The sequence below is a fragment of the Bradyrhizobium sp. genome (genome assembly GCF_004799445.1).
In the GTDB taxonomy this organism is placed as follows: Bacteria; Pseudomonadota; Alphaproteobacteria; order Rhizobiales; family Xanthobacteraceae; genus Bradyrhizobium.
Window position 1 is genome coordinate 12,889 of the sequence record NZ_SSNA01000084.1, and the last position, 13,930, is coordinate 26,818.

Genomic DNA, 13,930 nt, shown 5'->3' on the forward strand with positions numbered 1-13,930 from the left:
CCGGTCGAACAAAGTTTCCGGCACTCACCGGGGAGCGCTCATGGCAAGGGGCGAGCCCGAAAATGCTCGACAATGCTTGCATGACGATCGCGTCCCGCTGCCACCAGCACCCCGTGCGTCACCTCCCTGCAATTATACAGGATGGTGTCCCCCGAAAGCGCGGTCATGTTACCATTCGCTTCCTGCACGATCAAATCGGCCGCGGCAAGGTCCCAGTCGCGGCTTTGACCGCCGGCAAAGGCCGCATCGAGCCTTCCCTGGGCAACCCGGCACAGCCGAAGCGCCAATGATCCGATTCGGGGATGGAGGATAATCTCACCGGTTGAGCGGTTGAGCCGCTCGACCAGCGGCTTCGGGCCGGCAACGCGAGAAAAGTCGAGCTCCGCACCGGACGCCGCATGAACCGGCAGGCCATTGAGCAATGAGCCCTGGCCACGCTCGGCGAAGAAAAATTCCTCGCTGGCCGGCGCGAACACCGCCGCCAACAACGGCCGTGTGCCCTCGACCAGCGCCACGCTAACGCACCAATCTTCGCGGCCGGCGAGATAACCGCGGGTGCCGTCGATCGGATCGACAATCCAGACCAGCGGTTTGCCGAGACGTATCTCGTCGTCGGCGCTCTCCTCCGACAGCCAGCCATAGCCCGGCGTCGCCGATCGCAGCCTGTCCGCGATCAGGTCATTGACCGCGATGTCGGCCTCCGACACCGGTGACGAGGCGCCCTTGGTCCAGTTTTTCAGTTCGGTGCGAAACAACGACAGCGCCAGCGCGCCGGCCTCCCGCACCGTCTCCTTCAGCAAAACGGCATCGCGCGCCAATATCCCGTCATGCACGCTAGCGTCCGCCAAGCGTCAATCCCTCGATCCGCAGCGTCGGCGCATTGACGCCGTAACGAAATGTCAGGTCGTTGGCCGGCACCAGCGATTTGAATATTTCGAGAAGATGACCCGCGATCGTCACCTCGCTCACGGCATAGGTAATCTCGCCGTTCTCAATCCAGAAGCCCGACGCCCCGCGGCTGTAGTCGCCGGTCACGCCATTGACGCCGGAGCCGATCAGGTCGGTGACGTAGAATCCCTGGCGAATATCGGAGATCAGCTCGGCCGGGGTCGGCTCGCCGGCCTCGAGATGAAGGTTATACGATCCCGGCGAGGGCGACGACGATACGCCGCGGTGGGCGTGACCGGTCGTGACCAGCCCGAGTTCGCGCGCGGTCGCGCAATCCAGCAGCCATGAGGTCAGAACGCCCTGATCGACGATCGCGAGCTTTTTGACCTTGACGCCCTCGGCGTCGAACGTCTGCGACCGCAGCCCCCGCACCCGCAACGGATCATCGATGATGCGGATATTCTTTGCGAACAGCTGCTCGCCGAGACGGTCCTTCAGGAAAGAGGTCTTGCGCGCGATCGAGGCGCCATTGATCGCGCCGACGAGGTGGCCGACCAGCGAGCCGGACACGCGGGGATCGAACACGACAGGCACCTTGCAGGTCTCGACCTTGCGCGGATTGGCACGCGCAACCGTGCGCTCGCCGGCGGTGCGGCCGACGCTTTCGGGTGAGGCGAGATCGGAGGCATGCGGCGCGGTGGTGTAGTCATAATCGCGTTCCATCGCGGTGCCGTCGCCCGATATCGCGGTCATCGAGATGCCCTGGCTCGAACGCAAATAGGAGCCATGAAAGCCGGTGCTGGTCACCAGCACCATGCCGCCGATGCCGGTCGAGGCCGAGGCGCCGCCGGACTTGGTCACGCCCTTGACCGCGAGCGCGGCCGCTTCGGCCTCGCAGGCGCGGCGTTCGAGTTCAGCCGTTGTTGGAATATGGGGGTCGAGCAGATCGAGATTGGGGAAATCGCGCGCCAGAAGTGCCGGGTCGGCGAGACCGACATATTTGTCGTCGGGCGCGACCCGCGCCATCGCGACCGCGCGCTCCGCGAGCCTTGCGACGCCATCGCCGCTGATATCGTTGGTCGAGACCACCGCCTGGCGCTGTCCGACCAGCACGCGCAGTCCGACATCATCGCCTTCGGAGCGCTCGGATTCCTCGACGCGCCCGTCGCGCACCTCCACGCCCTGCGACACACCGCGCACCGCCACCGCGTCAGCGGCGTCAGCGCCGGCGCGCCTGGCGGCCTCGACGAGGCGTTGCGCCAGCGTGGTCAGGGCGGATTGATCGAACAGGTTGGAGGCAGCCGCGTCAGGCGAAAGCGGCGATGTGGTCGATGGTGAAGATATCACGAATAAAATCCCGAGGATTCAAGAGGGATTGGAGAGGTTGCGAATGCACCTCTGCTCTTACATCAGATGTGCCTGATTCACAGGGATTTCAAGCAATTTCACCGGGCAAGAACCAAAGATTTTCGCGTTCGCCGCAACCTCCCGTCAATCATGTGAGCCAAGCTCTTGTCAATCATGCGCAGCGATGCAGGGCGAGTGACGCCTGATTAACCAGCCTTTTTAAGCCAATTCGCAACGCGCTCTGGCATCGTCTCGCTATCGACCGGGAACATAATCCCGGCGGGGAGACAAAGCCGTGAGGCGTCAAACAGCAACAGGCGGGATCAATCCCGCCGGGTCGAGCCGCGCCTTGCGGCTCGACCCTCTCTCTCTGCCCGTCAGCTTCGATGCGCAGGACGTCCGCGCAGATGGCGGCGTGCGCAGGATAGAACTTCACCGCGAACGCGTCGTGCTGCGCCGTGCCGTCCACGGCATGCGGATGGCGATCAACGTTCGCGTCAGCGATTTCCTCGGCATCGCGCTGCGCGGCATCGACGATGCCCAGATGCTGGTACTGGTTCACCGCGATCCGTCGCTGACGATCCCGCTCGGCGCAAGTTCCGACCGCGACGAGATTTCGGCGGCCTGGCAATTGTGGAGCGATATTTTTGCGCTTCCGCAATTGACCGAAGACAAGGCGTGCGAACCGGCGCCGCGGCGGCGGCGGCGCAACGCGATCAGGGCACGGCGTCCGAAATTCCTGGTGCGGCGGCGCGGCGGCGGCGCGCTCGATCCCGCCAATGTGCATCGCGACGAGCGCGAGATCATCGCGCGGAACTAACCGCCTATTCTCGAAACGGTCGTCATGTAGGGTGGGCAAAGCCAACGGGTCGCGCGAATGCGCGCCCGATGACAGGCTCAGCGTGCCTACCGATTCAATCCATCGAGATAAACTTGCCTCGACGAATAGGCCATGGACAGGCGTAAAAACGCCTTTGCCGACCCTACCCGCTGCTCGCCCGCATCACCGCATCCGCGAGCAGCCCCACAAACAGCAGCAGCCCGGCGTCGCGGTTGGACCTGAAGATGCGCAGGCACAGCGCGGGATCGCCGATCTTCAGGCGTCGAATTTGCCAGGCGAGATGCGCGGCGAACGCGGCAAGTCCGAGCCACGCCGGCAAACCGGCGCCGGCGAGCCACATCGCCAGGCCGATCAAGACCACCGCCAGCGCGTAGAAAACGATCAGCGCCTGATGGGTGTGCGCGCCGAACAGCCGCGCGGTCGATTTGACCCCGATCAGCGCGTCGTCGTCGGCGTCCTGATGCGCATAGATGGTATCGTAGCCGATCACCCAGGCGATCGAACCGGCATAGAGCAAAAGCGCCGCCGCCTCGATCCGCCCGAGGATGACGGCAAATCCCATCAGCGCGCCCCAGGAGAAGGCAAGGCCAAGCACGACCTGCGGCCACCAGGTGATGCGCTTCATGAACGGGTAGACCGCAACGATGACGAGCGAGGCGATGCCGGTCGCCACCGCGAAGCGGTTGAATTGCAGCAGCACCAGGAGCCCGATCAACGCCTGCGCGGCCAGGAAGACAAGCGCTTGCCGCACGCTGACCTGTCCGGCCGGTATCGGCCGCGACCGCGTGCGTTCCACCTTGGCGTCGAGATCACGATCGGTGATGTCGTTCCAGGTGCAACCGGCGCCGCGCATGGCAAAGGCGCCCACCAGGAACAGCGCAACGACGAGGGGCAATCGGCTGACGTCGCAGGTGACGCCGGCCGCGAGCGCCGCCGACCACCAGCACGGCATCAGCAACAGCCAGGATCCAATCGGCCGGTCGAGGCGGGCGAGCCGCAGGTAAGGCCGCGACCATGGCGGCGCCAGCGTATCGACCCAGTTGCCGGTCGCGTCCGCAACGCGCGCCGCAGTGCCGCTCATCCGAGGACGGTGTCCTGTTTCCGAAGTTCGTTCAGATCGGTGGCACCGATCATCGCGCGAGGGCGTTGCCGTTCAACGTATCGAACGTGCCGCCCTTCTTGCTGGCCGTGGCCACCGGGAGCGACGTCGCCGAACCCAGCACCTCGCTCAGGCTCGGACCTGTGGGTGCCTGCGTTTTCATCTGCTCGGCCACTGCACAGACCTTCTGCTGCATGGCCTCGGTGCCCTTGTGACCGCTCTTCAGCTGATCGCCGATCTGCTGCGGAATCCCGCATTTGGTCGCATGGGTTTCGATGTATTTGATCATCTTGATCTCGGACTGGGCGAAGTTTCCGATCAGCTTGCAAGCCTCAGCCGGAGGGGCATGCCGGTCGCTGGCGGCCTTGATCAGCTTGCCGCGTTTCTCTGCCTCATCGCGCAACGGCATGAATCCGTTCATGCAGTCATCCGGGGGACCCGCCTGGGTCGGAGGCGCGGCGAACGGTGAACTGGCAAAGGGAGTTGCGCCGGCAGCCGGAAACCCACCGGCCGCGGGGGCGGCGCCAAAGGAGGGCGCGGGCGCAGCGCCATTCACCGGCGGAAATGCCGGATCATTGGCCGCACCGGCCTTGCCCGGCAGCGGCGCCGGAAAGGCGCCTTGCGCAAAAGCCTGGCCGGCATGGAGCGTAACGATGGCCACGGCGAGTGGCACGATCAGGCGACGGATCATCAAAGCTATTCCCTCAGGCAAGGTCCAAAGGCCCCTAGCGTCTTCCCGATAGAAGAGCGACTCCGAGGGTACATTTTACGATTCCTGCCAGTCCTTAACAACCCGTGGAATTGGGCAACAGCGCGGCGTTGGGCCGCGCCGGACGGCCGATAATGGCGTAAATTCTCATCCTTTGGGCTAAAAGGCCCCAGGATCGGAACCTTGCCCATGCCCCAACTCGATTTTCGCAAGCCGCGGCTGTTTGTCGACGCCGCCCTGGCACCGGATGAAACCGTCACGCTCGCGCGTAGCCAGAGCAATTATCTCGGCAACGTGCTGCGGCTGTCCGCGGGCGAAACCATCCTGGTGTTCAATGGACGCGATGGCGAGTGGCAGGCTTCGATCGCCGGGGGCAAACGGCCCGATGGTCTGAAGATCGTCGCCCGGACCCGGCCGCAGGATCGCCTCCCTGACCTCGCTTACGTCTTCGCGCCGCTGAAACATGCCCGTCTCGACTACATGGTGCAGAAAGCGGTCGAGATGGGAGCATCGTCATTGCAGCCGGTTTTGACGCGCTTCACCCAGGTCTCGCGGGTTAACGGCGAACGGATGCGGGCCAATGTGATCGAGGCGGCCGAGCAATGCGGCATTTTGAGCATCGCCGGTGTCGCCGAGCCGGTGCCGCTCGATCGCTATCTGAGCGGACGCAACGGGCGGCGCCTGCTGGTCTTCTGCGACGAAGCCGCGGACGTCACAAATCCGCTGCAGGCGCTGCGAAGCGCGCAGGACGCCGCAGAGGGGATCGACATCCTGATCGGCCCCGAAGGCGGATTTGCCGAGGAGGAGCGCAGCCTCCTGCTGCGGCAGCCGCGAATTTTGCGGCTTTCGCTTGGACCGAGGATTCTGCGCGCCGACACCGCCGGCGTGGCGGCGCTGGCCCTGGTCCAGGCCGCGCTCGGGGACTGGACTGCCGACGGCGTGCCCGGATAGGTTCCGGCCTTAACCAATCCTCCTTGGCCCTTGTTAAGGCACTTGTATTAAGGCACTTGGCCGATCCCGGTCGAAACCCCGCCCGGGCCGTGCTAAGGGGCTGCGCCGACTAGCCCTTTAATGCCGCTTTCGGGATATTGGACTTCGAGATGACCCTGACCGCCGCCCCTCGTGCGACCGGATCCGCCGCATGGGCGGAGGCGCTGCTGTTGTCGTTCGCGCAGGCCGGCTACACGCTGGCCGAACCGGCGATCCTGCAGCCTGCCGACCCGTTTCTCGACCTCTCGGGGGAGGACATCCGCAAGAGCCTTTATCTGACCACCGACGCCGGCGGCGAGGAACTGTGTCTGCGCCCCGATCTCACCATTCCGGTCGCCCGGGATTATCTCGCCTCCAGCAACGCGGGGCAGCCCGCCGGGTTCAGCTATCTCGGACCGGTGTTCCGCTATCGCGGCGGCCGGCCCAGCGAGTTCCTGCAGGCCGGCATCGAATCTTTCGGCCGGCTGGATCGCCCGGCGGCGGATGCGGAAATGCTGGCGCTGGCGCTGGAGGCCACGGCCGCGTTCGGCTTGACCGAGGTGGAGATTCGCACCGGCGATGTCGCACTGTTCATCGCGCTGATCGATGCCCTCGATCTCTATCCGGTCTGGCGGCGGCGGCTGATCAAGGATTTCAACCGCAAGATCAGTCTGGAGCAGGATCTCGAGCGGTTGACGCTCGCAACCGGATCGACCCGCAACGAATATGAGGGCGTGCTCGCCGCGCTGGCCGGCTCCGATCGCAAGGCGGCGCTGGCGCTGGTGACCGATCTGATGTCGATCGCCGGCACCACCAATGTCGGCGGCCGCTCGGTTTCGGAGATCGCCGATCGCTTCCTCGAACAGTCGACCCTGAAGGGCGGCGCCCTGCCGCGTGACGCCCTCGATCTGATCAAGCGGTTCCTCGCAATCTCGGGCGACCCCGACGATTCGATCGCGCGATTGCGCGCGCTCGCCACCGACGCAAAACTCGACCTCACCGCCGCGATCGATGCGTTCGAAAGCCGCGTCGGCTTCATGGCCGCGCGCGGCATCAATACCGGTTCGACGCGCTTTTCGACTTCGTTCGGCCGCGGGCTGGACTATTACACCGGCTTCGAATTCGAGTTGCATGCCAGGGGCAGCGGCGTCGAGCCGCTGGTGGCGGGCGGCCGCTATGACGGGCTGATGACCCAGCTCGGCGCCAAAACCCCGATCCCCGCGGTCGGATTCTCGGTCTGGGTCGAGACCTTGACCCAGCTTGTCGGCAAGCCTGCCGCGAGCGGCATCGGCGGGAGCGCGTCATGACGGCGCCATTCGTTCTCGCGGTTCCGTCAAAGGGGCGTTTGCAGGAAAATGCCGAGGCATTCTTCACGCGTGCCGGACTTGCGCTGGCAAAGCCGCGCGGCGCCCGCGACTATCGCGGCACCATCACGGGGCTCGACCATGTCGAGATCGCCTATCTCTCGGCGAGCGAGATCGCCTCGCAACTGGCGCGCGGCACCGTCCATCTCGGCGTCACCGGCGAGGACCTGGTGCGCGAAAGCATTGTCGACGCCGACAGGCGCGTCTTGCTGATCGACAATCTCGGCTTTGGCAGTGCCAATGTCGTGGTTGCGGTCCCGCAGGCCTGGATCGATGTCCGGACCATGGCCGATCTCGACGACGTCACCACCGGCTTCCGCGCCCAGCATAACCGGCGGATGCGGGTGGCGACCAAATACATCAACCTGACCCGGACCTTCTTTGCCTCGCACGGCGTCGTCGACTACCGCATCGTCGAGAGCGCGGGTGCGACCGAAGGCGCGCCGGCGGTCGGCACCGCGGAGATGATCGTCGATATCACGACGACCGGCGCGACCCTTGCCGCCAACGGCCTCAAGGTGCTCGACGACGGCGTGATCCTGCGCAGCCAGGCCAATCTGGTGGCCTCGCGCGACGCCGACTGGTCGAACGAGGCGCGCGAGGCCGCACGCGTGATCCTGGATCATATCGCCGCCCGTGCCCGCGCCAGCAAATACCGGGAAGTCCGCACCCGCTTTGCCGGGTGCGACGCGGCGCTATTGGCCGAGGCCCATAACCGCTTCGGCGTGGTGTCGCCGTTCGGCGGGCCGACCTCTTCGGGAATGGTGACGCTGCACTGCCCGCCGGCGCAGCTTTACGCGCTCGGCAGCTTTCTTCGCGCCCGCGGCGCGGAGACGGTTTCGGTGGCGTCACTCGACTACGTGCTCGACCGCGACAATCCGCTGTTCGCCAGGCTCGAGGCATTCCTGCGGCGATAAGACAAAGCGCCGCGGCCGGTCCCCGTGGCGACAATTCACCGCGATTGCCATATGCTGTTTTTTCGGATGGTTGGAAGCTGATCGATGATGCTGGGTACGGATGTCTCGAGCCTGTCGACGACCGCGGCCAATGCTGCGGCGCAGGGGCTATCGATCGTGGTGCCCGTCTATAACGAGGCGGCCGGGCTTGCATTGCTGCACCAGCGGCTGGGCGGCCAGGCCAGCGCGCTGCGGGACCGATATGGCCTGGCGTGCGAGGTCGTCTATGTCGATGACGGCAGCAGCGACGCGACGCCAGCGATCGCGCGCGGACTTGCCGCCGACGCACTCGATGTTCAGGTAGTGTCGCTGTCGCGCAATTTCGGCAAGGAAGCAGCCCTGATGGCGGGACTGGACCATGCCCGGCGCGGTGCCGTCCTGTTCATGGACGGCGATGGTCAACATCCCCCTGACCTCGTCGAGAAGCTGGTCGGTCACTGGATCGATGACGGCTACGACGTGGTCTATACCGCCAAGGCCCATCGCGACAACGAACCGTTGCTGCGGCGGCTTGCCGTGCGCGGCTTCTACGCGCTGATCAATTGGGGCGCACGACAGAAGATTCCGGAGGATGCCGGCGACTTTCGCCTGCTGTCGCCGCGCGCGGCGGCGGCCCTGCGGCAGCTCCCCGAGCGCAATCGCTTTTTCAAGGGCCTGGCCAGCTGGATCGGCTTCCGCCAGGTCCGCGTCGACTATGAGCCCGCGGCCCGCGCGCACGGTATCACCACGTTCAGCGCCGGACGGCTGGTCGGGCTTTCGATCGAAGGGCTGACGTCGTTCTCGGTGGCGCCGCTGCGATTTGCCAGCCTGCTCGGGGTCCTGCTCGCAACAGGCGCCTTCCTGTTCGGTCTCTCGATCCTCTGGGAGACCTGGGTGGATGGAAAGTCGGTCCCCGGCTATCCCTCGCTGGTGGTCGGCCTGATGACCATTGGCGGCGTGCAGCTCATCATGATCGGCATCGTCGGCGAATATATCGGCAAGATCCTTTCAGAGCTGAAGGCGCGGCCGATCTATTTCGTCGCCGAGCACAGCGAGAAGCGCACCGAGGCGAAGGCAAAAGCCGATCTGGGAGCCGGCAAAAGGACCGCCGCCGAATGAACGATGCCGCCCAGTGGTCCGATTCCAACATTCGCCTCCCGTCTGTGGGGCACCTAGCGAATGTTGGAATCCTCAGGACTACTGGCAAATCATAATTGCTGGTGGAGCTTTGGATTTGACGTTCGCATCGAGGAATCGCGGCAAATGGTAGCGAACGTCAAATCCGCGCCACCAGTGCGCCGCATTTGGTTGTGCGCCGATGATTACGGTATCAGTCCCGGCGTCAACCACGCCATTCGCGACCTGATCGAGCGCGGCCGTCTCAATGCCACATCGGTCATGGTGGTCGGCCCGGCGATTGGCCGCGCCGAAGTGAGCGCGCTCAAAACCCTGGCTGCGAACAGTCCGCGCTGCGCCATCGGCCTGCACGTCACCTTGACGGCGCCTTTCCGGCCGCTGACGATGCACTTCAGGCCGATCGACGGCGGCATGTTCCTGCCATTTCCTGCCCTGCTGCGCGCCGGCCTGATGCGCAGGCTCGATCCCGAGCTCATCCACACCGAATTGATGGTGCAACTTTCGACCTTCGGCGAATTGTTCGGCCGAGCCCCGGACTTTGTCGACGGCCACCAGCATGCGCAGTTGTTTCCGGGCGTGCGTGACGCGTTTCTGGCGGCGGTAAATGAAGCTGCGCCAAACGCCTGGGTTCGCCAGGGCGGACGCAATCAACCTTTGACCCGGCGACTCGGCACGCCCAAGGCTTTGGTTCTCGACGTCCTGAGCGCGCAGTTTCGCCGCCGCGCCGCGCGCGCCAACATCGCATTCAACCCTGGATTCGCCGGCGCCTATGATTTTTCCGGACAGCCCGATTTCGGGGCCTTGATGCAACAATTTCTCGATGGTCTGCCCGATTCTGGCGTCATCATGTGTCACCCGGGGGTGGTGGATGATATCCTTGTCAGCCTCGATCCGCTGACGGTTCAGCGCGAACGCGAATACGCTTTTCTCGGCGGCGAGCATTTCCCGCCCCTGTTGGCCGCGAACAAGGTTACATTGGGCTGAAGCTCCCGGGAAAGCGCGGCGTATTTTCCGGCTTGCGATCAAACATTTGCGCACATTTCGCGCGCTGGCGCCGGTGGCCCCTTGTCGCCTACGGAAATTTAATTCCCGACAGCACTACTTGCGACACAAAAGGCGCCTACATCTGCCCCGCGCTGTGAGGCGAGGGAGAAGCTCCATGACACCGCAAGAACGCCAATTGGTTGACGATCTTTTCGACCGGCTTTCAAAAATGGAGAGCGCGCCGCGCGATCCGGATGCCACTGCCACGATCGCGCAAGGCTTGCGTACCGCGCCCAGCGCGGTTTACGCGCTGGTGCAAACGGTTCTGGTCCAGGACGAGGCGCTCAGGCGCGCCAACAGCCGCATCCAGGAACTGGAGGCGGCAACCGCCCCCGCGCAGGATCGCGCCGGCGGATTTCTCGATTCGATGCGCGATACCATTTTCGGACAAAATCAGTCGCGCGGCTCGGTGCCGAACGTCCGGCCTCCGGACATTGGCAGCCGTCCGGTGTGGAACAGCGGCCAGGTGATGCAGCAGGCGCAGTCTCCGGGACAGTATGATCAGGGTCCTTACGGGCAGCCCTACGGCGCACCGCAGGCGCCGATGGGCGGCGGCGGATCCTTTCTGGGAACGGCCGCAGCCGCCGCGGCCGGGGTAGTCGGTGGATCGCTGCTGCTCGGCAGCATCCGCTCGATGATGGGGGGCGGCCATCAAGCCTTCGGCAATATCCCGGCGACCGGTGACCGAGTCGCGAGCCAAAATCCGTGGACCGATCAATCCGGCAGCAGTCTCGCCCGCGACGCCGGAGTCAATGATATCGCCTCATCCGGCGATCGCGCCGATGACAGTTCGCGCACTGGGCTTTTTGATTCCGCCTCGAACGACGACGATCATGACGACATGGATCTCGATTCGGACGACTTCAGCGGTGACGGAGACAGCGACCTCGCCTGAGAGGCCCTTGGCCGCAACAAAGAACGGCCGTCCTCACCGGACGGCCGTTCTTCATTTTGATCCAGCCGTGGATCAGATGACGATGACCCGCGCGCCGACATTGACGCGGCCATAGAGGTCGATCACATCCTCGTTGCGCATCCGGATGCAGCCTGACGACACGTTGGTGCCGATGGTCCAGGGTTCGTTGGAGCCGTGAATGCGATAGAGCGAGGACCCGAGATACATCGCGCGGGCGCCGAGCGGATTTTGTGGACCGCCTTCCATGTGCCGCGGCAGATCAGGCCGCCGCACCAGCATTTCCGCAGGCGGCGTCCAGTCCGGCCATTCCTTCTTGGCGGAAATCTGCTTGACGCCCGACCAGGTGAAGCCGGGGCGGCCAACGCCGATACCATAACGCATCGCCTTGCCGTTGCCCTGCACCAGGTACAGGAACTTGTTGGGCGTATCGACGACGATCGTGCCGGCGTTCTCCCTGCCGTCATAGTCAACGAGCTGCTTCTCGAATTTCGGATCGAAAGCAGGATGCGCGGGTTCGCCCATTTCCGGCTGGCGCGCGGCTTGCTGCGGCTCCAGCGGACGCTGCGGTGGGAATGTCGGCTGCTGTTGATAGGGTTGCTGCCGATAGCGATCGCCTTGATTCTGGCCATCGCCGAACAGGAACTCGATGAAGCCGCCGCCCATATTGGCGCGTTCGGCCGAAGCCATTCGCATCGGCGCGGCAGGCCGCTCGGCGGATGGCGCGGCGTAGATCACGGTGGGTTCGGAGACAAACTCGGCCTCGTTCGCCACCGCCTGATGGAGGCCGGTGCTGAAAAAAGACGCGCCGGCAAGAAGTGCAAGATACTTTCTGTTGGACATCGACGTACTCTGTACTGTTTCGTCGTGGGAGCGCCGGAGCGGCGCCTCTGCACACCACCAGCTAAGACCAGAACCGCATCGGTTTGGTAAACAGAACCGCCGTTTCGATTCACCACGTCGTCAATTGCGCGCGGTTTTATCCGGTAGCGTTTATTTTCGGTGAACGCCGACAGCGCATGGTTAATCGTTGGTATGCGGCATTCGAGATGCGCTCCGCAATCGATTCCGCCGTGAACTCCATGTTAAATCGAGTCTGCTTTAAACGCGATGAGTGAAGCTCAAGGACAAAGAATCTCATGCCGATACATCGCAGACGTTTTCGTGTCGAAGAAGCCATTGTCGGCGACATGCCGTCGCTGCCGGAGTTTGACGGCGAGGTCGGTCCCATGCACCACGAGATCATGAGCGAATTGCGCGCGATCCGGGCCCAGATGGCCGCCCCTGACCATGGCACGGCCACGGCATCCACTGCGATCGGCGTGTCCGTCAGCAACGAAGTCGCCGAGACCCAGGCGCTGCTGGAAACCTATCGCGCCCAGATCGAGCAATGCGAGAAACTCAAGGTCGAACTCGATCTCATCTACGATGCCATCACCCGGACCAAGCGCGAAATCGCGGTGCTGCACGGCAAGAGTTTCAACGGCGAGGAAATGGCCAAGGTCAACGGCGAACTCGGCGCCGTGGTCGGCGGCACCGAAGAAGCCACGCAGCAGATTCTGGAAGCCGCGGAAGCGATCGATAACGCGGCGACCGCCCTGAGCAGGGTGACCTCGCCGGATCAGCAAAAGCTGCTCAGCGAGGAAATCCAGGAACGCGTCGTTTCCATCTTCGAGGCCTGCAATTTCCAGGACCTGACCGGTCAGCGCATCAAAAAAGTGATGACCACGATGAAGTTCATCGAAAACCACATCACCGTCATGATGGATATCTGGGGCGGCGTCGACGCCATCAAATCGCACGCCCCCCCGGTCGTCGACGCCCGCGAGGGCGACGCCAAGCTTTTGAACGGTCCGAAGCTCGACGGCGACGACGGTCATGCTTCTCAGAACGACATCGACGCGTTGTTCGATTGACGACGGTTTTCCCTGGCCAGTAAGACAAAACGCCGGCGCAAAGCCGGCGTTTTTGTTTTCGCGTCATTGCGAGCCAACGGGTCGCGCGAATGCGCGCCCGACGACAGGCTCCGCGAAGCAATCCACAGAGCCACAAAGAAAGTTGGATTGTTTCGTCGCTTGCGCTCCCTTGCGCAAACGCTCTGCGTTTGCCACAGGCAATGACGGTAACAGCCTAGTCAAATCAGATCAGGCGCGCGGCGCGCAGCGCACGTAGACCATGTTGCCGTAGCGGGTCGCCGCATCCTTGTCGATGAAGCGGGTGATCAAGACGCGCCCATCGAAGGAAACGATCTCGCGGTCCTGTTCACCCCCGGCCGGTCCGGGAGGACCGATATAATTCTTTCCGCTGGGGCTACCCTTGAGGCGCAATTCCTGGGGCGTCGCCTGATCCGCCAGATGCATGATGACGCCGCCGGTAGCGCCCGCTCCGATCACATAGGGCTGTTTGCACTGCGCCCGCGCCGCGGCTTCGGTGCGGGCGCGGTCATTGGGATTCTGGAATGACGCAAGGCCCCACCGGCCGACAATCTCGTCGGCGCGGATCGTGGCGGGCATTTCGGGCGCCGCGCTGGGCTCCGGCGGCGCCGAAGGCGATGACGAGAAGGACGGCAGGCTCATGCTCCCGCACCCACCCAGAAATATCGTGAGCACCGAGGCGATCCCCAGATTGGCAACCGTCCGCGCGCTACGTGACCCGACCATGTTCTCCCCCAAGCAAATCCGCGG

Annotated in this window: 14 protein-coding genes; 8 read left to right on the forward strand and 6 right to left on the reverse strand. The window is 64.1% G+C overall.

The genetic code is table 11. From position 1 onward, the window contains the following. Nucleotides 1–38 precede the first annotated feature (38 nt). A complete protein-coding gene (locus E8A46_RS11430; RefSeq protein ID WP_291560531.1) occupies nucleotides 39–848 on the reverse strand; it encodes a 3'(2'),5'-bisphosphate nucleotidase CysQ in 810 nt (269 codons plus the stop codon). Then, on the reverse strand, nucleotides 835–2,235 hold the full coding sequence (locus E8A46_RS11435; RefSeq protein ID WP_291560534.1) for a TldD/PmbA family protein: 1,401 nt from the start codon (nucleotides 2,233–2,235) through the stop codon (nucleotides 835–837). The genes E8A46_RS11430 and E8A46_RS11435 overlap by 14 nt, the downstream gene beginning before the upstream one ends. A gap of 295 nt (nucleotides 2,236–2,530) precedes the next feature. Between E8A46_RS11435 and E8A46_RS11440 the strand changes: the two genes are divergently transcribed. Beyond that, entirely contained in the window at nucleotides 2,531–3,055 is a 525-nt protein-coding gene (locus E8A46_RS11440; RefSeq protein ID WP_291560536.1) for a DUF6101 family protein, read from the forward strand. A gap of 163 nt (nucleotides 3,056–3,218) precedes the next feature. Here the strand turns inward: E8A46_RS11440 and ubiA are convergent, their stop codons facing one another. Beyond that, entirely contained in the window at nucleotides 3,219–4,157 is a 939-nt protein-coding gene (ubiA, locus tag E8A46_RS11445) for a 4-hydroxybenzoate octaprenyltransferase (RefSeq protein WP_291560537.1), read from the reverse strand. A 49-nt stretch (nucleotides 4,158–4,206) separates the two neighbouring features. Further along, nucleotides 4,207–4,866, reverse strand: coding sequence for a hypothetical protein (locus tag E8A46_RS11450; RefSeq protein WP_291560539.1), 660 nt, complete (start codon nucleotides 4,864–4,866; stop codon nucleotides 4,207–4,209). Nucleotides 4,867–5,073: 207 nt separating this feature from the next. Here E8A46_RS11450 and E8A46_RS11455 point away from each other — a divergent pair, with 207 nt between their 5' ends. The 6 genes from E8A46_RS11455 (at nucleotide 5,074) to E8A46_RS11480 (ending at nucleotide 11,228) form a co-directional block, all read left to right on the forward strand. Further along, nucleotides 5,074–5,835 carry a 16S rRNA (uracil(1498)-N(3))-methyltransferase gene (locus E8A46_RS11455; RefSeq protein WP_291560541.1) on the forward strand — a complete coding sequence of 254 codons (762 nt, stop codon included), beginning with the start codon at nucleotides 5,074–5,076 and terminating at the stop codon, nucleotides 5,833–5,835. Nucleotides 5,836–5,984: 149 nt separating this feature from the next. Further along, on the forward strand, nucleotides 5,985–7,160 hold the full coding sequence (locus E8A46_RS11460; protein ID WP_291560543.1) for an ATP phosphoribosyltransferase regulatory subunit: 1,176 nt from the start codon (nucleotides 5,985–5,987) through the stop codon (nucleotides 7,158–7,160). After that, nucleotides 7,157–8,134: an ATP phosphoribosyltransferase gene (hisG, locus tag E8A46_RS11465; RefSeq protein WP_291560545.1), complete on the forward strand. Its 978-nt coding sequence runs from the start codon at nucleotides 7,157–7,159 to the stop codon at nucleotides 8,132–8,134. The genes E8A46_RS11460 and hisG overlap by 4 nt, the downstream gene beginning before the upstream one ends. Before the next feature lie 84 nt (nucleotides 8,135–8,218). Continuing rightward, nucleotides 8,219–9,271, forward strand: a complete 1,053-nt coding sequence (locus E8A46_RS11470) for a glycosyltransferase family 2 protein (protein ID WP_291560547.1) — start codon at nucleotides 8,219–8,221, stop codon at nucleotides 9,269–9,271. 144 nt (nucleotides 9,272–9,415) lie between these two features. Further along, nucleotides 9,416–10,273 carry a ChbG/HpnK family deacetylase gene (locus tag E8A46_RS11475; RefSeq protein ID WP_291560548.1) on the forward strand — a complete coding sequence of 286 codons (858 nt, stop codon included), beginning with the start codon at nucleotides 9,416–9,418 and terminating at the stop codon, nucleotides 10,271–10,273. Between the two features lie 175 nt (nucleotides 10,274–10,448). Then, entirely contained in the window at nucleotides 10,449–11,228 is a 780-nt protein-coding gene (locus E8A46_RS11480; RefSeq protein ID WP_291560551.1) for a DUF2076 domain-containing protein, read from the forward strand. A 72-nt stretch (nucleotides 11,229–11,300) separates the two neighbouring features. On the opposite strand, the gene E8A46_RS11485 is transcribed toward E8A46_RS11480, so the two are convergent. Further along, nucleotides 11,301–12,089: a L,D-transpeptidase gene (locus E8A46_RS11485; protein ID WP_291560553.1), complete on the reverse strand. Its 789-nt coding sequence runs from the start codon at nucleotides 12,087–12,089 to the stop codon at nucleotides 11,301–11,303. 296 nt (nucleotides 12,090–12,385) lie between these two features. Between E8A46_RS11485 and E8A46_RS11490 the strand changes: the two genes are divergently transcribed. Next, entirely contained in the window at nucleotides 12,386–13,162 is a 777-nt protein-coding gene (locus E8A46_RS11490) for a protein phosphatase CheZ (RefSeq protein WP_291560555.1), read from the forward strand. Nucleotides 13,163–13,390: 228 nt separating this feature from the next. Here the strand turns inward: E8A46_RS11490 and E8A46_RS11495 are convergent, their stop codons facing one another. Then, nucleotides 13,391–13,906, reverse strand: a complete 516-nt coding sequence (locus tag E8A46_RS11495; protein ID WP_291560557.1) for a hypothetical protein — start codon at nucleotides 13,904–13,906, stop codon at nucleotides 13,391–13,393. Nucleotides 13,907–13,930: the final 24 nt, after the last annotated feature.